Source organism: Pseudomonas sp. MWU16-30322 (assembly GCF_020515535.1).
Classification (GTDB): Bacteria; Pseudomonadota; Gammaproteobacteria; order Pseudomonadales; family Pseudomonadaceae; genus Aquipseudomonas; species Aquipseudomonas fluorescens_H.
In genome coordinates, this window is record NZ_JAIWYL010000016.1 from 85,065 (window position 1) to 110,220 (window position 25,156).

Annotated in this window: 24 protein-coding genes and 1 pseudogene; 17 read left to right on the top strand and 8 right to left on the bottom strand. The window is 61.1% G+C overall.

Going from position 1 to position 25,156, the window contains the following annotated elements:
- Positions 1–143: 143 nt before the first annotated feature.
- The gene (locus LCH64_RS26830; RefSeq protein ID WP_226501806.1) at positions 144–1,067 is read right to left on the bottom strand and encodes a universal stress protein; all 924 of its coding nucleotides are present in this window, start codon (positions 1,065–1,067) and stop codon (positions 144–146) included.
- 376 nt (positions 1,068–1,443) lie between these two features.
- On the opposite strand from LCH64_RS26830, the gene LCH64_RS26835 reads away from it, so the two are divergent.
- The 4 genes from LCH64_RS26835 (at position 1,444) to LCH64_RS26850 (ending at position 5,081) form a co-directional block, all read left to right on the top strand.
- A complete protein-coding gene (locus LCH64_RS26835) occupies positions 1,444–2,517 on the top strand; it encodes an NAD(P)-dependent alcohol dehydrogenase (protein WP_226501807.1) in 1,074 nt (357 codons plus the stop codon).
- 36 nt (positions 2,518–2,553) lie between these two features.
- Positions 2,554–2,763 carry a hypothetical protein gene (locus LCH64_RS26840; RefSeq protein ID WP_226501808.1) on the top strand — a complete coding sequence of 70 codons (210 nt, stop codon included), beginning with the start codon at positions 2,554–2,556 and terminating at the stop codon, positions 2,761–2,763.
- 38 nt (positions 2,764–2,801) lie between these two features.
- Positions 2,802–4,040: a DUF4010 domain-containing protein gene (locus LCH64_RS26845; protein WP_226501809.1), complete on the top strand. Its 1,239-nt coding sequence runs from the start codon at positions 2,802–2,804 to the stop codon at positions 4,038–4,040.
- 117 nt (positions 4,041–4,157) lie between these two features.
- Entirely contained in the window at positions 4,158–5,081 is a 924-nt protein-coding gene (locus LCH64_RS26850; protein WP_226501810.1) for a universal stress protein, read from the top strand.
- A gap of 51 nt (positions 5,082–5,132) precedes the next feature.
- Here LCH64_RS26850 and LCH64_RS26855 read toward each other — a convergent pair whose 3' ends face one another.
- Both LCH64_RS26855 and fnr read right to left on the bottom strand, forming a co-directional pair.
- Entirely contained in the window at positions 5,133–5,696 is a 564-nt protein-coding gene (locus tag LCH64_RS26855; protein ID WP_226501811.1) for a GNAT family N-acetyltransferase, read from the bottom strand.
- Positions 5,697–5,849: 153 nt separating this feature from the next.
- Positions 5,850–6,593: a fumarate/nitrate reduction transcriptional regulator Fnr gene (gene fnr / locus LCH64_RS26860; protein ID WP_226501812.1), complete on the bottom strand. Its 744-nt coding sequence runs from the start codon at positions 6,591–6,593 to the stop codon at positions 5,850–5,852.
- A 261-nt stretch (positions 6,594–6,854) separates the two neighbouring features.
- On the opposite strand from fnr, the gene LCH64_RS26865 reads away from it, so the two are divergent.
- Complete coding sequence (locus tag LCH64_RS26865; RefSeq protein ID WP_226501813.1) at positions 6,855–7,772, top strand: universal stress protein; 918 nt, start codon at positions 6,855–6,857, stop codon at positions 7,770–7,772.
- A 159-nt stretch (positions 7,773–7,931) separates the two neighbouring features.
- On the top strand, positions 7,932–8,564 hold the full coding sequence (gene ycaC / locus LCH64_RS26870; RefSeq protein WP_007966399.1) for an isochorismate family cysteine hydrolase YcaC: 633 nt from the start codon (positions 7,932–7,934) through the stop codon (positions 8,562–8,564).
- Between the two features lie 134 nt (positions 8,565–8,698).
- On the opposite strand, the pseudogene LCH64_RS26875 reads toward ycaC, so the two are convergent.
- Together LCH64_RS26875 and LCH64_RS26880 are read right to left on the bottom strand one after the other, a co-directional pair.
- Positions 8,699–9,432 (bottom strand): annotated as a pseudogene (locus LCH64_RS26875) (Fic family protein).
- Positions 9,429–9,692, bottom strand: a complete 264-nt coding sequence (locus LCH64_RS26880) for a hypothetical protein (RefSeq protein ID WP_225138720.1) — start codon at positions 9,690–9,692, stop codon at positions 9,429–9,431. Before LCH64_RS26880 ends, LCH64_RS26875 begins: the two are co-directional and overlap by 4 nt.
- Positions 9,693–9,871: 179 nt before the next feature.
- On the opposite strand from LCH64_RS26880, the gene LCH64_RS26885 reads away from it, so the two are divergent.
- From LCH64_RS26885 to LCH64_RS26935, 11 genes are all read left to right on the top strand, one after another.
- Complete coding sequence (locus tag LCH64_RS26885) at positions 9,872–10,807, top strand: Gfo/Idh/MocA family oxidoreductase (protein ID WP_226501814.1); 936 nt, start codon at positions 9,872–9,874, stop codon at positions 10,805–10,807.
- A 215-nt stretch (positions 10,808–11,022) separates the two neighbouring features.
- The gene (locus LCH64_RS26890; protein WP_226501815.1) at positions 11,023–12,075 is read left to right on the top strand and encodes an isopenicillin N synthase family oxygenase; all 1,053 of its coding nucleotides are present in this window, start codon (positions 11,023–11,025) and stop codon (positions 12,073–12,075) included.
- A gap of 27 nt (positions 12,076–12,102) precedes the next feature.
- Positions 12,103–12,912, top strand: a complete 810-nt coding sequence (locus LCH64_RS26895) for a MetQ/NlpA family ABC transporter substrate-binding protein (protein WP_226501816.1) — start codon at positions 12,103–12,105, stop codon at positions 12,910–12,912.
- Positions 12,909–13,709: a methionine ABC transporter ATP-binding protein gene (locus LCH64_RS26900; protein ID WP_226501817.1), complete on the top strand. Its 801-nt coding sequence runs from the start codon at positions 12,909–12,911 to the stop codon at positions 13,707–13,709. The genes LCH64_RS26895 and LCH64_RS26900 overlap by 4 nt, the downstream gene beginning before the upstream one ends.
- Positions 13,706–14,377: a methionine ABC transporter permease gene (locus LCH64_RS26905; RefSeq protein ID WP_226501818.1), complete on the top strand. Its 672-nt coding sequence runs from the start codon at positions 13,706–13,708 to the stop codon at positions 14,375–14,377. The genes LCH64_RS26900 and LCH64_RS26905 overlap by 4 nt, the downstream gene beginning before the upstream one ends.
- 8 nt (positions 14,378–14,385) lie before the next feature.
- Positions 14,386–15,936, top strand: a complete 1,551-nt coding sequence (locus LCH64_RS26910; protein WP_226501819.1) for a sugar ABC transporter ATP-binding protein — start codon at positions 14,386–14,388, stop codon at positions 15,934–15,936.
- Positions 15,929–16,954: an ABC transporter permease gene (locus LCH64_RS26915; protein WP_226501820.1), complete on the top strand. Its 1,026-nt coding sequence runs from the start codon at positions 15,929–15,931 to the stop codon at positions 16,952–16,954. Before LCH64_RS26910 ends, LCH64_RS26915 begins: the two co-directional genes overlap by 8 nt.
- 31 nt (positions 16,955–16,985) lie before the next feature.
- The gene (locus LCH64_RS26920) at positions 16,986–18,041 is read left to right on the top strand and encodes a substrate-binding domain-containing protein (protein WP_226501821.1); all 1,056 of its coding nucleotides are present in this window, start codon (positions 16,986–16,988) and stop codon (positions 18,039–18,041) included.
- A gap of 68 nt (positions 18,042–18,109) precedes the next feature.
- A complete protein-coding gene (locus LCH64_RS26925; protein ID WP_226501822.1) occupies positions 18,110–18,775 on the top strand; it encodes a sulfite oxidase-like oxidoreductase in 666 nt (221 codons plus the stop codon).
- Between the two features lie 806 nt (positions 18,776–19,581).
- Entirely contained in the window at positions 19,582–21,969 is a 2,388-nt protein-coding gene (locus LCH64_RS26930) for a TonB-dependent receptor (RefSeq protein ID WP_226501823.1), read from the top strand.
- Between the two features lie 41 nt (positions 21,970–22,010).
- A complete protein-coding gene (locus tag LCH64_RS26935; RefSeq protein ID WP_226501824.1) occupies positions 22,011–23,375 on the top strand; it encodes an APC family permease in 1,365 nt (454 codons plus the stop codon).
- Here the strand turns inward: LCH64_RS26935 and LCH64_RS26940 are convergent.
- The 3 genes from LCH64_RS26940 to LCH64_RS26950 are packed head-to-tail and all read right to left on the bottom strand — an operon-like array spanning position 23,372 to position 25,118.
- A complete protein-coding gene (locus LCH64_RS26940; RefSeq protein ID WP_103486633.1) occupies positions 23,372–23,833 on the bottom strand; it encodes a DUF3574 domain-containing protein in 462 nt (153 codons plus the stop codon). The genes LCH64_RS26935 and LCH64_RS26940 overlap by 4 nt on opposite strands.
- A gap of 53 nt (positions 23,834–23,886) precedes the next feature.
- Positions 23,887–24,168, bottom strand: a complete 282-nt coding sequence (locus LCH64_RS26945; RefSeq protein WP_226501825.1) for a hypothetical protein — start codon at positions 24,166–24,168, stop codon at positions 23,887–23,889.
- A gap of 38 nt (positions 24,169–24,206) precedes the next feature.
- Positions 24,207–25,118 (bottom strand): AraC family transcriptional regulator, encoded by a 912-nt coding sequence (locus LCH64_RS26950; RefSeq protein WP_226501826.1) that lies wholly within the window; start codon positions 25,116–25,118, stop codon positions 24,207–24,209.
- Between the last annotated feature and the right edge of the window lie 38 nt (positions 25,119–25,156).

A 25,156-nucleotide genomic window follows, 5' to 3' on the forward strand; every position in this document is an offset into this window, starting at 1 on the left:
TCATCCATGAGTTGCAGGTGAAACAGTCCCATTCCTGACCTGCGTCGCGCATGTTCCCTGGTCGGCGCAATGTCAGGATGTGGATCCTATCCTAGTACAACGTTTGAAAGACGGTTTAATGAAGGTGTTATTAGCTCATAACCTCATTCGAGCTTTTCCGGCGCCACCACCCACACACTGCATGGCATCCGGTACAGCAGGTGTTCGACGGTGCTACCGATCAGACGGCCCATGCCGCGATGCGCGACGCGGCCCATGACGATCACATCAATGTCATAAGCATCGGCGTAGCTGGCCAGCACCTTGGCCGGGTCGCCCATGATCATGTGCTGGTTTTCTGCCGGAATATCGTTGCGCTCGGCCAGTTCACGGAAGGCTTCGCCCTGAGCATCGAACAGCGCCTTGGCGGCGCTGGAGGAAAAGAACGCCGAGGCATGATTGAAACCGAATTCGGCGGCGCTGATCGAGGACAGGTCATGGGCGTAAATCACGTCGAGTTGCGCGTTACACGTCGTCGCCAGTTTATCGGCCTCGTACAGAATCCGGTCGTTCAGACCCTGATACTGCCCATCGCGATGGAACGGGTCGACCGCCGCGACAATACGCCGTGGCAGAGCATGTTGCACATGGCTGACAAAGTGCAGCGGCACCGGGCATTCGCGCAGCAGGTGCACATCCAGCGGGGTGAACATAAGACGCGATAGCAGCGATTCGTGCTCCAGTGCCTTGATCAGCGCCGCCATCGGCTGTTCGCGCAGGTGAATGAGGATTTCCTGCAGCGGCCTTTCGACCCAGACCACCTCGGTGGTGATGTGGACCCCGAGTTTGCGCAGCGGCCGGGCCTGGTCTTCAAGCCATTGGTGATGGCGCTCGACGTAGCCCAGGCGCATCTGTTCCAGCGCCTGTTCGTTGACCAGCCCCGCGGTCGCCAGACCTTCCAGATAATCGAACGCAACGATGTGCAAGGCCGCGTCAGACGCCTTGGCCAGCGCAGCGGCGCGTTCGAAAGCCGGGCTGTTTTTCATCAGGGGCGAAACCACCAGCATGAAACGCGATTGCTCAGACATGACAAATCTCCCGTGGTTGATCGCACACACGACGCGAAAAGGCGGCGCGGTGTTCGGGCCGTGAGCCTTGCGCCCATCGTGGCGCCGGTGTGGCGGGCGGGATTGATATTTGTCAACGGGACGATTCGGCAGTACAGCTCATCGGACGCGCGGTATGTGGTGACTGTAATGGCCCCTTCGCGAGCAAGCCCGCTCCCACGGGGGTATGCGATGTTCACGGGTTGGGTGACTGCCCGTGATCCAGTGTGGGAGCGGGCTTGCTCGCGAAAGCGGTGGGCTGATCCACGCATTGTTTGACCATTATCAACTTCGGCGCCGTGACGACGGCGCAGGCTTGAGGGCATCTCAAGGTGCGACTCGCTCAGGGGAATTGACCATGGCCACCATGAAAGCGGCGATATTCGTCGAAAAGAACCGCATCGTGCTTGAAGACAAGCCGATTCCGGAAGTCGGCCCACTGGATGCGCTGGTGCGCGTCACCACCACGACCATCTGCGGCACCGACGTGCATATCCTGCGCGGCGAATACCCGGTGGCCAAAGGGCTGACCATCGGTCATGAGCCGGTGGGCGTCATCGAGCGGCTGGGTTCTCAGGTGCGTGGTTTCGTCGAAGGGCAACGGGTAATCGCCGGGGCCATTACGCCCAGCGGACAGAGTTACGCCTGTCTGTGCGGTTGCGGCTCACAGGACGGCCCGGACACTCGCCACGGCTTCAAAGCGATTGGCGGCTGGAAGTTCGGCAACACCATCGACGGCTGCCAGTCCGAATACGTGCTGGTGCCGGACGCCCTGGCCAATCTGTGTCCGATCCCTGACGGCCTCAGCGACGAACAGGTGTTGATGTGCCCGGACATCATGTCCACCGGGTTTTCCGGGGCGGAGCGCGGCGAGATCAATATCGGCGATGCCGTCGCGGTATTTGCCCTCGGGCCGATCGGCTTGTGTGCCGTGGCGGGTGCGCGCCTCAAGGGCGCCACCACGATCATTGGCGTCGATGGCGTGCCGGAGCGCATGAACATGGCCCGCCGGCTGGGCGCGACCCATGTGGTCAACTTCAAGGACGGCGACGTGGTCGAGCAGATCATGGCCCTGACTGCTGGCCGCGGGGTCGACGTGTCCATCGAAGCGCTGGGTACCCAGGGCACGTTCGAATCGGCATTGCGGGTGCTGCGTCCCGGTGGACGTTTGTCGAGCCTGGGGGTGTATTCCAGCGACCTGCGCATCCCGCTCAATGCCTTTGCCGCCGGGCTGGGCGATTACAGCATCGTCTCGACCCTGTGCCCCGGTGGCAAGGAACGCATGCGCCGCTTGATGGCGGTGGTGCAAAGCGGCGCGGTCGATCTATCGCCGCTGGTGACCCATCGCTTCAAACTCGATGACATCGAGGCAGCGTACGAGCTGTTTGCGCATCAGCGCGACGGGGTCATGAAGGTCGCGATCAGCCCTTGAACAAGGGCCTTTTTCCGACTCGACGGAGGCTTTTCGATGAACATTGATATCAGTGCAACAGCGGCGCCGCATGGCTGGATCGTGTCCCTGGACGATTGGCAGGTGAGCTTCGATCACCTCGAAGACGCGCGGGCATTCGTCAGTCGGCTCAGGGCCCGCATCGAGGCTCCGCACCCCTGGCCGCAGGCCAGCGAGCGCCAAGGGGCAGGCCAGCCGGCCAGAGCAGCGGACGCTGTCGCCGGCTGAATCCGTTGGGCTGATGGACGGGGCAGGGCGGATCGACGATGAATGAATCCCTTGGCATCATGCAGGCGGCGGCTGCCCTGGGCATCGGCATGCTCATCGGTCTTGAGCGCGAACGGCACAAGGGCTGCGGCGACCGTCGAGGCAGCGCAGGTTTGCGCACGTTTGCGATCAGCGCATTGCTGGGCTACGCCGCGATGGTGGTGGGGGCGGCGCTGTTGGTGGGCATTGTCGCGATCGGTTTGACCTTGCTGATCACCGTCGCCTATTGGCGTGGACGCGATGACGACCCCGGCGTGACCAGTGAAGTGGCGCTGATCATCGTGCTCATACTGGGCGCTTTGTGCACACTCGCTCCCGAACTGGCGGTGGCGATTGGCGTGGTGGTGGCGGGATTGCTGACGTATCGCGAAAAGCTGCATCACTTCGCGATCACTCAGTTGAGCGAAACCGAAATGCGCGACGGCCTGGTCTTGCTGATTACCGCGCTGGTGGTGCTGCCGTTGACGCCGGATCGCTACATCGGGCCGTACGCCGCGCTCAATCTACGCACCATCTGCACCTTGACGGTATTACTGATGCTGGTGGGAGCGGCAGGGCACATCGCCGTTCGTACGCTGGGCATTCGTTATGGCTACGTCATCAGCGCCATGGCTTCGGGTTTCGCTTCCAGCACCCTGACCATTGCGACCATGGGCCAACGGGTCGCCCGGGAACCGAATAATCTGCGGATCCTCAGCGCGGCGGCGCTGCTGTCCAATCTGGCCACCATGATTCAGACCGGGCTGATTCTCGCCACCGTCGATCCAGCCTTGTTGCGCAGCCTGTGGCTGCCGTTAGTGTCCGGCAGCGTGGCGGCGCTGATTTACAGCGCTGGTCTGATGTTTCCCCGACCGACCCAAGGCACTGACGAGATGCTGCCGGCGGGCGGCGCATTCAATCTGAAACTCGCCGTGATCATCGCATTGACCATGACGGCGATCACCCTGGTGTCGTCGGCCATGCTCAGCCAATTTGGCCAGGTGGGCGTGATGCTCACCGCAACCTTCAGCGGATTCGCCGATGCGCACGCGTCTACCGCCTCTATCGCCGGGCTGGCCAAGGCCGGTCTGTTACCGGTGGAAGCGATTGTCGGTCCCGCGCTGATCGCGATCAGCAGCAACTCGTTGAGCAAATGCGTGGTGGCCTGGGTCAGCGGAGGCAGGCGTTTCGCTGCGATTGTCATCCCCGGGCAGGTGTTGCTGACACTGGCGATGTGGGCCGGCACCTTGTGGCACTGAAACAGTGGCGGCGAAGGTTCGATGCAGAACTGATCAAGATCAACTCGCCGGCAGCAGGAGCGCGCAATCTGGATATCTGTTCACTCGATCCAGATGGCCGTCGTGCCGAGGTGCCCCATGTCGCAGACCCAACGTTTATTGTTGATTGCTCCCCCTACCATGAGCCACACACCGGCGTTCGAGCGGGCCGCTGCACTGTCAGTCGCCATGCAATTGCCGTTGCATATCGTCGCCTTCGATTATCTGCAGGCGCTGGCGGTGGCGGGCCTGTTCGCCCCTGAGCAAATCCGTCTGGCCCGGGACGGTTATCTGCGCACGCATCGCCAGTGGCTGGCCGAGCAGGCCACATTGCTTGAGCGCCATGGCATCGAGGTCACCAGTGAGGTGGTCTGGGTGCAACACCCGTACGAAGAAGTCCTGCAGTTCGTCAACGAGATGCCGTTGGCGCTGATCATCAAGGATGCGCAGCAGGAGTCGGCGTTGAAGCGAGTGTTTTACACCCCGCTGGATTGGCAACTGCTGCGCGATTGCCCGGTGCCGGTGCATCTGGTGACCGATGACGTGCATCCACGGCCACGCAGTGTGCTGGCGATCATCGATGTGCTGCGCAGCGAGGATCAGGATCTGCGCTTCAACGATCAGATTGTCGAAGCGGCCGTGCGCTTGGCCGAGCAGTGCGATGCCAGGCTCGAATTGCTGCATGTCTACGACTGGGCGGCGGTGTATGCCTCCGACATGGGCTACGGCGCCTTGCCGCTGGCCACCGGAATTTATGAAGCCTTGGGCAGCGCGCAACACGAAGCATTTGCTGCCCTGGCCGAACGCCAGGGTGTGCCGACGGCCTGCCGACACTTTGTCGAGGGGCCTCCGGTACCGAGTATTTGCGAGTTTGCCGTCGAACATCACATTGACGTGATCGTGTTGGGCACGGTGCAGCACCATGGGTTGAACAAGTTGTTGGGCACCACTGCCGAACAGATCCTGCATCGTGCGCCTTGCAGTGTGCTGGCGATCAAGCCGGGACATACCTTGCAATCGTGAAAAAAATCGCCCGGTGGCGAGTCGTTTGCAGACTCGGCACCGGGCGATTTTTTACAGCTGAAGACGGTGTATGACCTGACGGCTGTCGTCAGGATCGTGATGGGTTTCGAAGTTCAGGTTCCGCGCCAGTTCACGCATCGCTTCGTTGCTGGCGGAGTCCACTGAATACATCTGGAGAAAGCCGTTTCTGCGCGCAGCCTTGATCAGATGCTCCATCAACAGCGTCCCCAGGCCCAGGTGTTGCCATTCATCGGCAACGGTTACGGCGCATTCGCATTCATGTTCGGCGGTGGCGGCATAACGGCTGATGCCGATTTCGATCAGTTGGCCGTTTTCATGCACCAGTGCGATGAACGCCGTGCGCTGCCGGTTATCGGTGTCCATCAATTGGTCGAGCATTGCCGCGCCGGGCTCCCTGATCTGCGCCAGAAAGCGCATGTGCCGGGACTCGGGCGACAGGCGCTGGATGAAGGCGTATTCGCGCTCGCGATCCTTTTCCGCCAACGGACGGATCAACACATGACGTCCATCCTTCACGGCTTCAATCCAGTATTGCCCGGAGACTGCGGCGTAGGCGGCCACGGCCCGATCGTTGTGATCTTTGACAGTAAGCATGGGGTAATCCTCCATCCGGTTTGAAACGCTGACGCGCGAAGACGCACCGTTCTTTCACTCTTTTCTACGCGGTTGCCGGTGGCTGGATCTGATCTGGATCAGACGCACGCGATGGCGTCGCCGATTGAGGCGTTCGGGCAGGGGGCAATTGGCTCAGCGCGGTGAGCGGTAGCAGCCGGCAACCAGTTGCTTGAGACCGTCCATGTTCTGGATCCGCACGTCGCGGCCGCTGATTTCCACCAGCTCCTGATCCCGCAGGTGGGCGATGCCCCGGCAGATAGTTTCCAGGCGCAGCCCCAGATAGGAGCCGATTTCCTCGCGGCGCATTTTCAGCACGAAATCCTTTGCCGAGTAACCGCGCAGGCTCAGGCGTTGCGACAGGTTGAGCAGAAACGCCGCCAGCCGCTCATCCGAGTTCATGTTGCCCATCAGCATCAACATGCTGTGGTCGCGCACGATTTCACGGCTTAGCAACCGGTTGAGGTTGTGCTGCAGCGACGGCAGGCTTTGCGCGAGCTTTTCCAGCTGCGCAAAGTGGATCGGGCAGACCTCGCTGTCCTCCAGGGCAAAGGCGTTGCAGGCATGCTCGTCGGCGCTGATAGCGTCCAGCCCGAGCATCTCGCCGGGGATGTGAAAGCCGGTAACCTGTTCACGACCGTCCACCGACAGCATGCTGGTCTTGAACGAACCGATTCGCACGGCGTACAGCGAGCGCAGCGGATCGCCTGTGCGGTACAGCGCCGCGCCTTTTTTGACCTTGACCCGTTGCACGATCAGCGTATCCAGGCGCTCGACCTCCGCACCGTTCATGCCGATCGGCAGACACAACTCCAGTACGCTGCAGTTGGAGCAAGCAGTCTTGAGGTGCTGTGCCTGGAGAACCGGTGCTTCTGACATGGGGGAGATCACGCTGGCGGGGGTGGGTTAAGCATAGGTGTCACCCACCCGGACACCGATCTCATTCATGTCCCGGCAGCGCCAAGTGACGAACGGACACAAACCCCGACACGGGCTGACCCTGATCGACCATTGCTTGATAAAAATCAGAGCCGTCAGGGAGCGGCGCCGGATACTGGCCGAGCAAGTCGTCGATACCCGATCGACAGGGATGTCAGGCTGGCCCTTGCGTCAGTACCGCACTGCCAGGACGAGGTTCGTATGCTCAGACTCAAACGAATGTTGTTGATTGCCCCCACCGAAATGACCCGCACCCCGGCCTTCGATCGCGCGGTTGCCCTGGCCCGGGCAACCGGTGCGGCGCTGCACATAGTGGCGTTCGATTACGTGCAGGCGCTGGCGGTGGCCGGTCTGTTTGACCACGACGCGATGGCCCAGGCGCGCGAGGGCTATTTGCAGGTGCACCGCCACTGGCTGGAGCAACAGGCGCGGTTCCAGGCGGGCAGCGGCGTACAGGTCAGCAGCGAAGTGGTGTGGGCCAGGGCCACGCCGGCGCACATGCTGGAGTACATCAACGACTATCGGGCCGATCTGGTGATCAAAGATACCCATCATGTCCCGGCGCTGAATCGGGCTTTCCATCGACCGCTGGACTGGCTGTTGCTGCGCGACTGTCCGACTCCGGTGCATCTGGTCACCGAAGCCCGTCATCCACTGCCGCTGAAAATTCTCGCCGCCGTCGATTTGTCGCATCTGGAGTATCTGACCCAAGGCCTCAACGAGCGCATCCTCGAACTGGCGGCAACGCTGGCACACGCCTGTGGCGCGGCCCTGCATGTACTCAATGTCAGCCACTGGTCAGTGCTGGGCGATGCGGCGACGAGCGTGCCGACCCTGAGTCTGGATCACAGCTTGTGCGAGGCGATCAACGACACTCAGAAAGAGGCTTTTGAGGCTCTGGCCGAGCGTTACGCAATCGAGTCTCACCGTCGACACCAGGTGACCGGAATACCACACAAGATGATCGAGCAGTTCGCCCGCCAGAACGCGTTCGACATGCTGGTGCTCGGTACCGCCTACCCGCAAGGCCCGAACTTCATCGGTGCAACCGTCGAGAGTGTCCTGAACCGGGCGCCGTGCAGTTTGATGATCGCCAAACCAATTCTCGAGCCGAACTGAGTTGGAGGCTGGCAAGTCAGTGTTATGTCGCCAGGATTGTCCGTTATGAGTTGACAGTGAAACACTTTTCAACCGATTTATCGGTCCCGGTCGTGTCAGTAATCTGTGCCCATGTTCAACGCAACGCCAACTACCTCAACCAAGAAAAGGGATTCAACCATGAGCACTGCAACCTACAACCGCCTGAACAAAGACGACGCCGTAGTCCTGCTGGTCGACCACCAGACCGGTCTGATTTCTCTGGTTCAGGACTTCTCGCCGAACGAGTTCAAGAACAACGTCCTGGCCTTGGCCGACCTGGCGAAATTCTTCAATCTGCCGACCATCCTCACCACCAGTTTCGAACAAGGCCCCAACGGCCCGCTGGTCCCGGAACTGAAAGAAATGTTCCCCGATGCGCCGTACATCGCCCGCCCGGGCCAGATCAACGCCTGGGACAACGAAGACTTCGTCAAGGCGATCAAGGCCACCGGCCGCAAGCAGATCATCATCGCCGGTGTCGTGACCGACGTCTGCGTAGCGTTCCCGACCCTGTCGGCACTGGCTGAAGGCTTCGACGTATTCGTCGTCACCGACGCCTCCGGCACCTTCAACACCACCGTTCAGCAAGCCGCCTGGAGCCGCATGACCCAGGCCGGCGCACAAATGATGAACTGGTTCTCGGTCGCCTGTGAGCTGCACCGCGACTGGCGCAACGACATCGAAGGGCTGGGCAATCTGCTGTCGCAGCGGATTCCGAACTATCGGAACTTGATGAACAGTTACTCGGCGTTGACCGCGCAGCAGAAGTGACTGCAGCGTTGTGAACGTGAAAGCCTGCCCTCAAAGGCAGGCTTTTGTTTTTCGGTTTCAGTCTGCTGCAGGCGTGTGGCACACCTCAAATATGATGAAGATCTGCAGGGAAGGGGGGGCTTCACAACTGACGCTTACTCAATGGGCTGCGCTCTATAAGTTTTATAGAGCCGCTGAACCTCAGGATCATCCAGGCTTTCGTAGGTGATGCCCTCTTTATCCAGACCATCGAGTCCTTTTATGCCGCCAATCATTTCAGGCCACTCTTCACGGCTGGAGATGTCGATGATGAAAGGTGTCAGGTAACGATCCAGATGGCCTTGGAAAGGATCTCGAATCTCGTCGCTGAGAGCCCGCAGATAGTCATCTTTATTTGTCATTGACCAGTTGATGGCGAGGTCCGAAAGCACAGCTCCATGTACACGAGCAGGATCGTGCGCCCATTGCCGTCCAGAAAAGGGTGCGCAGAAGCCAGTTGACCCATGACTTCCCCAGGCCGAGCACGGAAGCGTTTTTTGTTTGCCGCGAGTTCGAGGGCGTATTCGACCGACCGTTTGATCAGCTCCGGACGCTCAAATATCGTGTGATGAGGATCATCTTTCGATCCCTTGAAAACTGCCAGATGGGGGACTAGCTCATTTCTGTCTTTCCCGGCCCAAGGGTAAAAGCCCGAGAAAAGTATTTCGTGTGTTTTCAGGACTGCCTTGTAGTCAATGGGCTTTTTCTTGGCGAGATAGGCGAGAGCGTCGTCGATACTGGCTTCAAATGAGAGGTGCTCGGATTCTTTGACTTCAGTGGGATCTTTGAGTTTGAGCGAGTTTTGAAGATAGCCTTCAGTCTCAAAATCGCCGAAGGGGTCGAAATTCATGCGCTGAGTTGCTTGTTGCAACGCCTTTTTTCCTGCAGGTAGCGGCCTTGCAGGGCCATGATTTCTGTCTTGCTCAGAACGCCTTTTCTTTTGAGGTTGACGAGCAATTGCTCAACACCGTCCAGTTCCACGACATCACCGGCCAGGCGTGTGATGGTCACCGCCATGCAACTGAGGTTGTCACGGTCGGCGGTAACCTTGTGGGCTTTGGCGAGCAGGCGAACTTCAGTCGCGACGCTCTCAGTGGCTGATCTGGTCATTTGAAACCCCTCGTTTTCTCTCCCGGAGCATAGCACGGCGTCGTTTCTGTGAGCGTGCCAGCTAACGTGCAGCTAGCTGGGAAGATACGCAAATGATCAGACACAGCTGGGTATTCCCTGACGTTTACGGCTAATCTGCGCACTCGCTGACGACAACAAGACAAAAACAGGAGTCACTGATGCAACCGATCCGTCTCGGTCTGGTGGGCTACGGCAAGATTGCCCAGGATCAACATGTGCCGGCGATCAACGCCAATCCCGGGTTTCACCTGGTGGCGGTCGCCACGCAAGGTAAACCCTGTGCCGGGGTGGAGAACTTTCACTCGTTGAGCGAGTTGCTGGAGAACGGCCCCGAGGTGGATGCGATTGCGTTTTGTACGCCGCCGCAGGGGCGGTTCGCACTGGTGCAGCAGGCGCTGGCCGCCGGCAAACATGTGTTGGTGGAAAAACCGCCGTGCGCCACGCTGGGCGAGGCGATAGCTTTGGTCAATCAAGCGCAGCAACAGGGTGTCAGTGCGTTGTTCGCCTGGCATTCGCGCTACGCCCCCGGTATCGAAGCCGCCCGCGACTGGCTCGCCAGCCGCACGCTGCAAAGCGTGCAGATCGACTGGAAGGAAGACGTGCGCAAGTGGCATCCCGGTCAGACGTGGATCTGGCAACCCGGTGGTCTGGGCGTTTTCGATCCGGGCATCAATGCCTTGTCGATTGTCACCTATCTGCTGACGCAGCCACTGTTTGTGAAGTCCGCCGAACTGCGCGTACCGGACAACTGCCAGTCGCCGATTGCCGCGTCGATCAAGATGTCCGATGCCAGCAGACTCGACGTGCGGGCCGAATTCGATTTCGACCACGGTCACGACGAACTCTGGAGCATCGAGATTCGCTGCGCCGAAGGGCTGCTGCGCCTGGACAATGGCGGGGCGCTGCTGAGCATCGACGGCGTGCGCCAGGCGGTGTCGGAAGAGGGCGAGTACACGGCGGTGTATCGACACTTCCAGCAACTGATTGGCGATCGGGCCAGCGACGTGGATCTGCAGCCACTGCGGCTGGTGGCTGACAGTTTTTTTGTCGGCAGCCGGGTGGCAGTCGAACCGTTTTATGATCCGGCACGTTGACCAGTCGAAGCGGGGTAGCGTTTGCGCGATGACAGCGAACTTGAGCGTCAGGCCTAAGCTAATGCAAAAAGGGTATTTGTTCGTGGTTTTTAAGATCGTTTAGTTTTGTCTCACGACGAATCAAACGCATCAAACCGATAGACCCCCGATTGCCATGACGGCACACGCTGAATCGATCAAAGGCTCTTCAGGTTTGATTCACACGGGAGTGAATCATGCCGCATACCCTCGATATCACCACGCTGCCGACGCTGGACCTTTCGTTGTTCGAAGGCACCGCGCAACAGCGTTATGAATTTCTTGAAAACCTGCGTCACGCCGCGCGTGACGTCGGCTTTTTCTATCTCACCGGCCATGGCATCGACAGCCACCTGCTCAAGCAGGTGCAGGATCACGCCCGGCAGTTCTTCGCCTTGCCCGAGCAAGAAAAGACCGCCGTCGGCATGATCAATTCGCCGCACTTTCGCGGTTACAACCGTGCCGCTTCCGAGATCACCCGTGGTCAACCCGACTGGCGTGAGCAGTTCGATCTCGGCGCCGAGCGCGAAGCGTTGCCGTTGGACGCGGAAAGCCCGTTGTGGGCGCGCTTGCAGGGGCCCAACCAATGGCCGGCGGCGCTGCCAGAACTAAAACCGCTGCTGCTCGAATGGCAACAGGCGATGACGCGCATGGCGTTGCGTCTGCTGCGTGCCTTTGCCCAGGCGCTGTCGCTGCGGGCGGACGCGTTCGATCAGTTGTACGGCGACAAGCCCAACGAACACATCAAGTTGATGCGCTATCCAGGCCAGGCCGCCAACGCGAGCCAGCAAGGCGTCGGCGCGCACAAGGATTCGGGCTTCCTGAGCTTTCTGCTGCAAGACCAGCAGGCCGGTCTGCAAGTGGAGGTCGAGGAAGGGCGCTGGATCGATGCGCTGCCCCGCGACAACACGCTGGTGGTGAACATCGGCGAACTGCTGGAGCTGGCCACCAACGGTTATCTGCGCGCCACGGTGCATCGGGTGGTGTCGCCGCCCGCAGGCAGCGAGCGCTTATCCATCGCCTTCTTCCTCGGCGCGCAACTCGATGCCGTGGTGCCGCTGTATCCGTTGCCCACCGTGCTGTTGCGCGAAGCGCGTGGCCCGGCGAGTGATCCGCTCAATCCGTTGTTTCGCGATGTCGGCTGGAACTACCTCAAGGGTCGTTTGCGCTCGCACCCCGACGTCGCCCGGCGCTTTTATGCCGATGCATTGATTCCTGCAGCACCGCTGCGCAAGACCGCCAACGCCTGATTCATCACTCGCTCAAGGACTCCGCACATGTTGAAAAAAGCAGGTTTGACCCTGGCCGTGCTCGGCGCGCTGGTGACTTCGTTCGGCGCGCAGGCACTGGAGCCGTTGCGGGTGGCTGCCGACCCGGTGCCGCACGCGCAGATTCTCGCGTACATCCAGACAATCGATCCGCAACTCAACCTCAAGGTCATCGAGATTCCCAACGGCGTGAACTCCAACGAGCTGCTGGTGCATGGCGATGTCGATGCCAATTACTTCCAGCATCTGCCGTATCTGAAATCCCAGGAGCAAGCGCTGGGGCAGAAACTCGCGGTGGCCGCCACCGTGCATATCGAGCCGCTGGGCATCTTTTCGCGCCGGCACAAAAGCTTCGCCGACGTGCCGGAAAAAGGCACCGTGGCGGTGCCCAACAACGTCACCAACCTGAGCCGTGCGCTGTACCTGTTACAGGACAACGGGTTGATCAAACTCAAGCCCGGCTTCAAGGATCCGGCAGCCGATCAGGCCACGCCCAAGGACATCGCCGAGAACCCGAAACAGCTGAAGATCCTTGAAATCGAATCGCCGCAAATTCCTCGGGCGCTGGACGACGTTGACCTTGCGGTGATCAACGGCAACTACGCACTGGAAGCCGGACTGGTGCCGGCCAAGGATGCGCTGGGGCTGGAGAAGGCCGAACACAATCCGTACGCCAACATTCTGGTGACCACGCCGAAACTGCAGAACGATCCGCGCATCGCGCAACTGGCCAAGGACCTGACCTCGCCGCAAGTGGCGAAATACATCACCGATAACTTCAAGGGTTCGGTGATCCCGGTGGTGGATGCCAAGCCATGATCGTCGTCGAGCAGGTCAGCAAGACCTACCCGTCAGCGCCGACGCCGGCACTGGATCAGGTGTCGCTGAGCATTCCCGATGGTGCGATCTACGGCATCCTCGGGCGCAGCGGAGCGGGCAAGTCGACCCTGTTGCGCTGTCTCAATCTGCTCGAACGCCCGGACAGCGGGCGAATCCTGATCGACGGCGTGAACCTGCTGACGCTGTCTGCCAGCGACCTGCGCCGCCAGCGTCAGCGCATCGGCATGATCTTCCAAGGCTTCAATCTGCTGCACTCGCGCACCGTGTTCGACAACATCGCCGTGCCGCTGGAAATCGCCAACGTCGGCAAACCGTGGCGCCATGTGCGGGTGCGCGAGCTGCTGGAACTGGTCGGCTTAACTGACAAGGCGCAAGCCTTTCCCTCGCAGTTGTCCGGTGGGCAAAAACAGCGGGTGGGGATTGCCCGCGCCCTGGCCGCCGAGCCGGCGTATCTGCTGTCGGACGAAGCCACCAGCGCGCTGGATCCGGAAACCACCGCGTCGATTCTCGACCTGCTGCGCGATATCAATCGGCAACTGGGCGTGACCATTGTGCTGATCACCCATGAGCTGGAGGTGGTCAAGTCGATCTGCGATCACGCGGCGTTGATGGCTGACGGGCGTCTGATCGAGTCCGGCCCGGTGCCGCGCTTGCTCGCCGATCCGCAATCGAGTCTCGGCACTTCGTTACGTCCCACCTGCGGCCTGCCGCTGGGCCACGACATTCCCGGTCTCAGCTTCCTCAAGCAATACGGCGTACGGGCGGCGCAGCCATGAACCGCAGCATCGACTGGAATGAAATCCTGCAACTGGTGTTCAACGCCACCGGCGAAACCCTGTACATGATCTTGCTCGCCGGGCTGTTCACGTTGCTGATCGGTTTGCCGCTCGGGGTGTTGCTGTTTGTCAGTCGGCGCGACGGACTGTGGCCGCTGCCACGCCTCAATGCCGCGCTGGGTTCGCTGGTCAATCTTGGGCGCTCGCTGCCCTTTGTGGTGATGTTGATTGCGCTGATTCCGCTGACGCGTCTGCTGGTCGGCACCACCCTCGGCAGCACCGCGGCGGTGGTGCCGATCACCATTGGCGCGTTTCCGTTTTTTGCGCGGATCGTCGAGAACGCGCTGGATGAGGTCGACAAGGGCCGCATCGAAGCGATCCTCGCCATGGGCGGCGATATCCGTCATGTGATTTTCAAAGTGCTGTTGCCCGAAGCGCTGCCCGCGTTGCTGGCGGGGATCACTCTGACGCTGGTGATGCTGATCGGTTTTTCTTCCATGGCCGGGGTGATTGGCGGTGGCGGCCTCGGTGATCTGGCGATCCGTTACGGCTATCAGCGTTTCAACAATGTAGTGATGGTCGTCACCGTGGTGGTGCTGGTCATTCTGGTGCAGGGCGTGCAGAGCCTGGGCGACCGGCTGGTACGTTCGCTGGCCCATCGACGTTAAGGAATTTTATGAGTGTTGTCGTGGCCCGCGCGCCGCTGATTCAGGTGCGTGAACTAAGCAAAACTTTTGGCTCGAACCGCGCACTGGATCGCGTCAGCCTGCAGATTCATCCCGCCGAAGTGGTGGCGTTGCTCGGTGCCAACGGTGCCGGCAAATCAACGCTGGTGAAGATACTCGCCGGCAGCCAGCGCGCCGATGGCGGCGAGATTTTCATCGACGGGCAGCCCCGGCAATTCAGCTCGCCGCTGTCGGCACGTCGGGTCGGGATTGTCGCGGTGCATCAGCAGATCAACGAGGGCATTGCGCCCGGTTTGAGCGTGGCGGAAAACCTGTTGCTCGATGAGTTGTGCAAGCCTGACGCGGACTTCTGGCTCAATCGCAAACGCTTGCTGGAACGCGCCGCGAGTATCGCGGCCGGGCTGGGTCTGGTGTTGCCGCTGGAGCAGCCGATTGAACACTTGGGCCAGGCCGAGCGGCAGTTGGTGGTGCTGGCGCGGGCCTTTGCCTTGCAGCCGCGTCTGCTGATTCTCGATGAGCCGACCGCCGCCTTGTCGGACGCCGAGGCGCAACGGCTGTTCGGTCTGATCGACACCCTGCGCAGCCGTGGCGTGGCGATTGTTTACATCTCCCATCGCTTGTCCGATCTGCAACGGGTGGCGGATCGCGCCATTGTCTTGCGCGATGGGCGACTGGCCGGAGAATTCAGCACACGGCAGTTACCCGAGGCGGTGCAGGCGATGCTCGGGCAGGCGCTGGACGGGCATCTCTACACGCCCGGCAGCGTGGGCCGAAAAGTCCTTGGTGTGCGCGGTTTGCAGATTTTGCCGCGCTCCAGGCGTTTCGATTTCGACCTGCACCAAGGCGAAGTGGTGGTGCTGACCGGGCTGCTCGGCGCCGGCAAAAGCGAGATAGCCGAAGTGCTGTTCGGCTTGCGCAAAGCCGTGGCCGGCAGCCTGCAACTCGATGGCGTGGAATGGCTGCCGGGTTCGCCAAGGGCGGCGATTCACAGCGGTGTGTTTCTCGCAGCGGAGGATCGCGCCAGTCAGTCGCTGGTGCCCGACTTTTCCCTGCGCCGCACACTGACCTTGCCGTTTCTGGAGCGCTTCACCCGTGCCGGTTTCATTCGCAACCGCGCCGAAGCCGCAGCGGTCGAGGCGCAAGTCGCGGCGCTGGGGATCAAGACCGCCGGCATCGAGGTGCCGATGAGCGCGCTGTCCGGCGGCAATCAACAGAAGGTCGTGCTTGGCCGTTGGCTGCTCGGAGAAGGCCGGGTGTTGATCCTCGACGAGCCGTTTCAGGGCGTCGACGTGCGCGCCCGCCGCGAGATCGGCCAACTGCTGCGCGACAGTGCCGGCGGCCGCGCGACCCTGGTGATTTGCGCCGATGTCGACGAAGCCCTGGAAATCGCCGACCGCATTCTGTTGGTGCGCGATCACGCGGTGGTCGCCGAATACCCGCGCGCCGGCCTTGAACGCGCGACCCTGGTCGCCGCGCTGGCCGGCAGCGACGCTAGCGAAAATCCCTTTCATGCCACGCCGAGGAGCAGAGCGAGTGCCTGATTCGAGTTCATTGTTGTCTGCCGCTACGGCACCCGCCGAGCGCCTGCTGCAAGCGCTGATCCGCTACGGCCTGTTGTGGCTGCTGGCGCTGATCGTGGTGTTTTTCAGTGTCGCGGAGCCGGCGTTTTTGCGCGTCGGCAATCTGTTCAGCATCTTGCAGTCGGTGTCGATCGTCGCGCTGCTGGCCCTTGGTGTGACGCTGACCATGGCCGTCGGCGGACTTGATCTGTCGATTGGGGCGGTGGCGGCGATGAGCCTGATGATCGCCAGTTACGTGATGGTGGTGCTCGGTTGGGGCGCGGTGCCGGCGGTGCTGATCAGTCTGGCCGGTGGTGCACTGGTCGGGCTGCTCAATGGCTGGCTGATCGTCAAGCTGCGGGTGCCGGACATTCTCGCAACGCTGGGCAGCATGTTTCTGGTGATCGGCGTGCAACTGATTCCCACGGGCGGGCGCTCGATTGCGGTGGGCATGACCTTGCCCAGTGGCGTGGAAACCGAGGGCACGTTCAGTACCGCGTATCTCGCCCTCGGCCGCGGACGCTTGTGGGACGTGGTGCCGGTGCCGGTGTTGATCACTGCGTTGGTGGCGCTGGCGGTGTGGCTGTTTCTTGAGCGCACGCGCATCGGCCGATTGTTTTATGCGATTGGCGGTAACGAGCAGGCGGCACGATTGGCGGGGGCGCCAGTGCAGCGCTTCAAGCTGCTCGCGTATGTGCTCTCGGCATTGCTTGCCTCGCTCGGCGGGTTGCTGTTGGCGGCGCGCCTGGGTCGGGGTGATGTCAGCTCCGGCAACGGTCTGGTGCTCGACGCGCTTGGCGCTGCGCTGATCGGTTTTGCCGTGCTCGGCGCGAAGAAGCCCAATGCCTTCGGCACGTTGGTCGGCGCACTGTTGGTGGCGTCGCTGCTCAATGGCCTGACCATGCTCAACGCGCCGTACTACGCGCAGGATTTCGTCAAGGGACTGGTGCTGGTGCTGGCCCTGATGTTCACCTTCGGCCTCGCGCATCGGGCGCGCTGAGCCGGTTCATTTGTCGCTGCAAGGAAGATGTATGCACGGTTCAATCAAGCAGTTCGCACGCCATTGCCTCGCCGGCGCGGTGCTCTCGGCATTGGCGTTGAGCGCTCAGGCCAAGGCATTACCGGGTGCTCCGGCGCCGTTCGACAAGGGCCAGGTGGAGATCGCGCTGGTCGGTTATCTGTTTTCCGGGGACTTTCCCGAGGCCTATCTGCGCGGCGTGGAGAAACAGACCGAGGCGCTGGGCGCCAATCTGCGGGTGTTCGATGCGCGGCAGCAGGCGGCGAGTCAGGGCGAGATGATCGATCAGGCGATCGACCTCGGCGTGGACGGGATCATCGTGCAACTGGGCCTGGCGGAAACCCTCAAGGGACCGATTGACCGGGCGATCGCCAAAGGCATCAAGGTGGTGGCGTTCGACGTCGATCTGAACAGCCCGCAAGTGACCCAGGTCGAGCAGGATCACCATGCACTGGCGCGACTGGCGCTGGATCAGGCGGTGAAGGACAACGGCACGCGGTTCGATGCCGGGTATGTGTACATCAGCGGCTTCACGCCGATGGAGCGCCGCGACGAGATCTGGAGTCAGGTGAAAAAGGCCAATCCGGGCATCATCGAGAAGGCGCGTTTCGGCACGCTCAACCCGCCGATTGCCAACTCGGTGGCGGATCAGGCCAGCGCGGTATTGCGGGCCAATCCGGATATCAGCGTGATCTTCGCGCCGTTCGACGAGTTCGCCAAAGGCGCGAAAATCGCCGTCGATGAGGCCGGGCTGGGGCGCAAGGTGAAGATCTACAGCGCCGACATTTCCACCGCCGACATTCAGATCATGAAAGAACCGGACAGTGCCTGGGCGGCGACCGCCGCGGTCAATCCGCAAGTGGCGGGGGCGATCAGCGTGCGCAGTCTGGCGATGTTGATTGCCGGCGAAAATCCTGGGCATCAGGTGCTGGTACCACCGACCCTGATCACCCGTCAGCAGTTGCTCGATCTTGACGTGAAAAACGTTCGCGACCTGGCGCAGAAACTCCCGGCGTTCGGTGATAGCGCCAACGTGGCGCGGGCCGAGTGGATTCCTGTGGCGAACTGAATGCAGCCGTTATCACCGGGTGATGCGCTGTATGCGCGGCAGGCATCCTGACGCGCTTGGGAGTGAATATGCACAACAAAGCCATGCGCTTGCGCAACAGCCGCGCACCCAAGGCTGACCCGGCGCTCGGTCAACGCTTGCCGCCGGGGCAGGTGTTGACGGAGCGCTTCCCGATCCTCCACGAAGGCACGGTGCCGGAGTATGAATTGGCAACCTGGTCACTGCGCCTGTTCGGCAAGGTCGGGCGTGTCGTCGAGTTGAGTTTTGCTGACCTGCAAAGGTTGCCGCAGCGCGAGTTGCAATGTGACATTCATTGCGTGACACGCTGGTCGAAGTTCGACACGCAGTGGAGCGGGGTGCATCTGCAGGATTTGCTGAGCGAGCTCGATATCCAGCCCGCTTCACGTTTTGTCATGGCCCACGCCGATCACGATTACCAGACCAACCTGTTGCTGGACGACCTGCTGCACCCGCACAGCCTGCTGGCCACCCATTACGCCGGCCAACCCTTGACCGCCCAGCACGGCTGGCCGCTGCGGCTGGTGGTCGCCGGGCGCTACTTCTGGAAAAGTGCCAAATGGCTGCGCGGTCTGGAGTTTGTCGACGAAGAACAACCCGGCTTCTGGGAGCGCAACGGCTTTCACCTGCACGCCGACCCTTTTGCGGAACAACGCTTCAGTGCGCAGGCCCTGGACATTGCCGCGGATGCCTGGCTGGAAAAGGAGTTCGACTGAGGTTTTGTGCTTGTCTGCAGTCAACATCTCGGGGGACTGGACTGGCCTCTTCGCGAGCAAGCCCGCTCCCACATTGGATCTGCGGTGGATGAAAGCTATGCGTTCACCCCGATCAACCTGTAGGAGTGGGCCTGCTCGCGATGGGGCCCGAACATTCAACTGCTTCGGTGGCTGATATACCGCTATCGCGAGCAGGCTCACTCCTACATTGGAACCGTGGTGGATGAAAGCTATGCGTTCACCCCGATCAACCTGTAGGAGTGAGCCTGCTCGCGATGGGGCCCGAACATTCAACTGCTTCGGTGGCTGATATACCGCTATTGCGAGCAGGCTCACTCCTACATTGGATCTGCGGTGGATGAGAAGTCAGTGTTCACCCAGTCAAACCTGTGGGAGCGGGCTTGCTCGCGAAGGGGCCAGCCCAGTCGATATTTTCGGCGACTGAACGATAGTTTTCGCGAGCAAGCCCGCTCCCACAAGGGGCAGCATTCATGCTTGAGTTAGTTGCTGCTTAGTTGAGCTACTGTTGTTCTGGCAACACTTGTGTTGGACTAAATACAGTTAATCAGCCCGATCTAACCTAAGTGTTATTGGTTCTTTTACGGCAAGCCTCAGCCCGTCTAGCATCGGTCTTCAAGGGGAAACAACTAACTTTGGGGATTCTGCGCTTAACCAACTCAATACGTTTAACCAGCCTTCACCGCCTTCCTGATTTCTAAAACTACAGCAGACATTGCCGTGCATTGATTGCCGAACCCTTATTGTCGGCAACGGCCGGGTATTAGCTGCGATAAAGGAGCTGTCACATGTATCACCGTTCCCGTTCATTACTGGCCATCGCGGTTGTCGGTGCGATCTGGCAAGTTCCGGCGCAAGCCGAAGACACTTCCACCCGCGTTGACGATGACACACGGCTGGGTACCGTGCTGGTCACCGGCACCCGTGGCACTGCTCGCACGGTGCTGGATTCTCCGGTGCCGGTTGACGTATTGACCGCCGCCGACCTCAAGTCCACCGGCGCGGCCGACGGTGAGCTGGGTCAGGCGCTGCAAACGTTGCTGCCATCGTTCAGCATGCCGCGTCAGTCCAACTCCGGTGGCGCTGACCATGTGCGCGCCGCGCAGTTGCGCGGCATGAGCCCGGACCAGGTGTTGGTGCTGGTCAATGGCAAGCGTCGTCACACTTCAGCGGTGGTCAACGACTCGTCGAAAATCGGTCGCGGCACGGCACCAGTGGACTTCAACTCGATCCCCATCAGCGCGATCAAGCGCATCGAAGTGCTGCGCGATGGCGCCGGCGCACAGTACGGTTCCGACGCGATTGCCGGGGTGATCAACATCATCCTCGACGACGCTCCCGAGGGCGGCGAAGTGTCCACCAGCTACGGCGCGTTTCACACCCATCAGGACGCCATCGGCAGAACCACCACCGACGGCCAGAACAGCGTGACCACGGCCAAGATCGGCACGCGCCTGGGCGAAGAGGGTGGGTTCATTCGTGGCGGCACCGAGTACAAAAATCGCAACCCGACCAACCGCGCCGGTTTCGATGGCTTTGCCGATACCCCCGACCAGCGCAATTACGTGATGGGCGACGGCCTGGCGCGGGACGTCAACCTGTGGTTCAACAGCGAGCTGCCGCTGGCCGGCGGCAAAGCCTACAGCTTCGGCACTTACAACCAGCGCCACACCACTGGCGCCGAGTTCTATCGCTACCCCTACGAGCAGCCGCAGTTCTATCCCAACGGCTACCTGCCGCAGTCGCTGGGCGACAACAAGGACGTCTCCGCCACCGCCGGTTTCAAAGGCATGATCGGCGAAGACTGGGACTTTGACAGCAGCGTTACCCATGGCCGTAACCGCTTCGACGGATCCACCCGCCGCACCCTTAACGTCAGCCTCGGCGAGGACTCGCCGACGAAATTCGACACCGGCGATTACGAGCTGCGCCAGACCACCACCAACCTCGATTTCAGCCGCGAACTGCGCTTGGGCGGACGCTCGTTCGTGCTGGCGCTGGGCGGCGAATATCGCTACGAAAACTACCTGACCTACGCGGGTGACGAGGCCTCTTACATTGGCTCCGGCGCTGATGGTGCCAACGGTCTGCGCCCCAGCGAAGAGTCGGACCTGGACCGCAACGTGTTCGCGACTTACGCCGAGTTGTCGGGCGATCTCACCGACCGCTTCTTCGTCGACGCCGCCACCCGCTGGGAACATTACGACGATGCCGGCAGCAAACTCACCGGCAAGCTCAGTGGTCGCTACAAACTGACCGAGCAGTGGGCGCTGCGCGGTGCGGTGTCGAACAACTTCCGCGCGCCGTCGCTGGCGCAGAGCGGGTTCCAGAACACCACCAGCAACTTCGGCGAAGGCGGCACGCTCACCGATATTCGCGTGCTCTCGGTCAACGACCCGATCGCCCGCGCGCTGGGAGCCGAGAAGCTCGATCCGGAAACCTCGAAGAACTTCAGCCTCGGCCTGACCTTCCAGCTCAACGACCGCTTCGACGCTTCGCTCGATGTATTCCGCATCGACGTCAAGGACCGCATCACCCTGTCGCAGCGCATCGGCAGCGACGCCATGGAGCAATACATCAACGACAACTTCGGCGTGGCCGGAGTGCATGATGTGAACTTCTTCACCAACGCCGCCGACACCAGCACCCACGGCGCCGAACTGGTGCTCAACTATCACCAGCCACTGTATGAAGGGACGTTGGGCCTGACCACCGCGTACACCTACAACCACACCAAAGTCACCAGCACCAAAGGCACGCCATCGCAACTGACGGCGTTGGGTATCGGCAACGATGCACTGGTCGGTGTCGAAGAAACCAACACCCTGACCGACGCCGCGCCCAAGGATCGTTTCGTGTTTTCCGCCAACTGGGCCAGCGAACACTGGGGTCTGCTCGGGCGTCTGACCCGTCAGGGCGAGACCACCCGTGTGTTCGACTTCGGCGATTCGCAACCGGAGCAGACCTACGGCGCGGTGTGGCAACTGGACGCCGAGGTGACCTACAAATTCACCCCGAAATTCAGCGTCGCCCTGGGCGGCAACAACCTCACCGACAACTACCCGGAACGCTCCGGCTCGGCGATCAACTACGGTGGCAACCTGCCGTATGACGTGCTGTCGCCGATCGGCACCAACGGCGCGTACTACTACGCCAGCGCCACCTACGGCTTCTGAGCCGATCCGCCACGGATGGCGGACTTTTTGCGGAACTCTCCATGAATCACTCCAACGGCCCCAAGCGCCATCTGCCGGTGCTGCAGGCGTTGCTGATCACACTGGGCATGGTGATCACCACCGACATCCTGAAAACCGCGCCGACCGTGGCGCTGAACGTCGGGCCGGAATATTTCTATTGGGTCTGGGTGCTCGGCGGTCTCGCGTCGATGAGCGGGGCCTTGTGTTTCGCCGAAATGGCCAGCGCATTTCCGCACCCGGGCGGCGACTATCACTTTCTGCGCACGGCCTATGGCGAGCGCATGGGGTTCCTGTTTGCCTGGTCGCGCTTCTCGGTGATGCATACCGGCTGGATCGCCTTGTCGGCGTTCATGTTTGCCGATTACGTCAATGCCGTGGTGCCGCTCGGTCGGTACGGCTCGGGCCTGTTTGCCGGCGGGGTCATCGCCTCGCTGGTGCTGCTCAATCTCACCGGCAAGCACATCGGTTTCATCACCCAGACCTTATTGGTGGGTTTGCTGGCGCTGGGCTTTCTGAGCATCGCCAGCGCCGGTGTGTGGCTGGCGTGGCAGGGGATTGAAGCACCGCCACCGAGCGTTTCGGTCACGCCGGAAAACACCGGTATGGCCGGATTTTCCGCAGCGATGATTTTCGTGTTTCTGGCGTTCGGCGGCTGGAGCGATGCGGCAACCTTGTCGGCGGAAGTGCGCGATGGTCGACGTGGAATATTCATCGCCATGCTCGGTGCGCTGACGGTGCTGATGGCGATTTATCTGGCGCTGAACTGGGCGCTCGTTCGAGGCCTGGGTTTCGCTGGACTGGCAGCGAGCAACGCACCAGCCGTGGAACTGTTGAACCGTGCATTCGGTGCGCCGGGGGTGCTGCTGATTCTGCTGATGGTCGGCATCGCGGCCATCGCCAGCATCAACTCGACCTTGCTGGTCGGCGCCCGCACCACCTATGCCGCCGCCCGCGATGTGCCGCAGTTGCGCCACTTCGGCGAGTGGGACGAACGCGACGGCGTGCCGCGCAAGGCCTTGCTGGCGGAGGGCGCGGTGGCATTGTTGCTGGTGCTGTTCGGCAGTTTCACCCAGAGCGGCTTCAACACCATGGTCGAGTACCTGACCCCGGTGTACTGGCTGTTTCTGAGCTTCAGCAGCCTGGCGTTGATCATCCTGCGCCGGCGCTTTCCCGAGGTGCCGAGGCCGGTCAGGGTGCCGTTGTATCCGCTGTTGCCGCTGCTGTTTTTCGGGCTGTGCCTGTACATGCTCTATTCGAGCGTGACGGTGGTGGGGTGGGGCGCGTTTTTGGGGATTGGCGTGTTGCTGGTCGGCGCGCTGCTGCTGGCGGGATCGAGCCGCCTGGCGTCGACGCCTCGGCAAGCTCTCGGACAGATGAACGATTAGAACGATACGTCGGCCGGTTGCGACAGGCGCAGCACCGACAGGTCCCCGGTAATGCGCTTGTACGCCAGACGAATCGCCTCGATGTTGCCGGCGTTCTGCGGACTGTTCTCGTGCAGGATCACAATGACCTTGGTGCTCAGCCGCTCAGGCTCTTTCGCCCCATGATCACGCCACTGCCCATAGGCATCGAACACGGTGAAACCGTCGGGAAACCGCGACGTCACTTCCTTGTCGAGAAACTCGCGCCAGCGCGCCGGGCTGACCGCGCCTTCCTTGCCATCCACGGTGCCCACCGAGAAGTACAGCTCGGTGCGGATCCATTGTGCCTGCGCCGGACGCGTGGCATCACCTTGCAGGGTCGAACTGGCGGGGTCTTTGGTATGCACCGAAACAGCAGGAGGACTGGCGCACCCGGCGACAGCGACAAACAGTGCAGCCAGTAACAGGCGTCTTTGCATGGAACATCCCTTTTTATGAGTTAAGTGCAGACGCGCAATTATAAGGGGCGAGTTTAATAGCGATAAAAGATTAAAAAGTGGTTTTTTGGTTTATTAATGGAATAAGAAACCAACGAGTCCTGGATGCTCAATGTACCGCCGCCTTCGCGGGCAAGCCCGGCTCCCACAGGTTTTGCGGTGTACACAGATCCGCTGATCAACACCATCCACTGTGGGAGCGGGCTTGCTCGCGAAAGCGCCGGGTCAGTCAACAAAGATGTTGGATCTACCAACGCCATCGCTGGCAGGCCAGCTCCCACAGGTTTGGTGGCGTACACTGATCCCTTGATCGACACTGAAAAACGCACCATCAAGACATATATAAATATGCCACTCAGCGCCCTTCATGCTGCTTGCGATAAGCCCCCGGTTGCACCCCCACCGACTTGGCAAACGCTCGGGTAAACGCGGCGATCGACTGATAGCCCACCGCCGCGCACACCTGTTCCACCGTGTGATTGGCCCGCAGCAACTGGCAGGCATGCCGAATGCGCAACGCCAGCAGCACTTGCCCCGGCGACTGCCCGGCCAGCTCATTGAAGCGTTTGAAAAACGCCGAGCGCGACAAGCCGATACTCGCCGCCATGCTCTCCAGCGACCACGGCAATTGCGGTTGTTCGATCAACAGATCCAGCAACGGCGCGAACTGCGGATTGCGCGCCAATGCCACCAGACCGCCGAGGCTCTGGTTGTCGGTCATCTGCTGGCGCAACACGTACAAAAACAGCAGATGACTCAGGCGTTCGAGCAGCGCCGAGGAGGGCGCCGGCAGGCGTTCGCACTCTTGCAGGATCAACTCGAACAAGGCTCGCGCCGCGCTCGAAGAAGGATCGCCCGCGCGCAGGATGATCCAGTCCGGCAAGCCTTCGATGATCAGCGATGACAATCCCGACTTGAAATGAAAGAACCCGCAAACCAGCCCGACACCGTCCTGCGCCTGACTGTCGAGCGCGGTCATGGCCATGCGCGGCAGCGTCTGGGCGATGCTCGCCTCTTCGGCGCTGGAGAGGCGGTAATTCAGATCCCGCAGCAGGAACACTGCATCCCCGGTGTTCAGCGGAATTGGCTGCTCCTGCCCGTCGATGTGCAGCCAGCAGCGCCCCTGCACGATCAAGTGGAAACTTGCGCGCGCCAGCCCATGGGTGCTGGCGTGCCAACCACCGCAATAGCGGCCGACGTGAAACAGACTGGCGTCGAGTTCGAGGCTTTCTAATAACCAATCAACCAGTGGGCTGGACGAAATCATCTAATGGAAACACTCAGGAGCAAGTAATCGCTACTTTA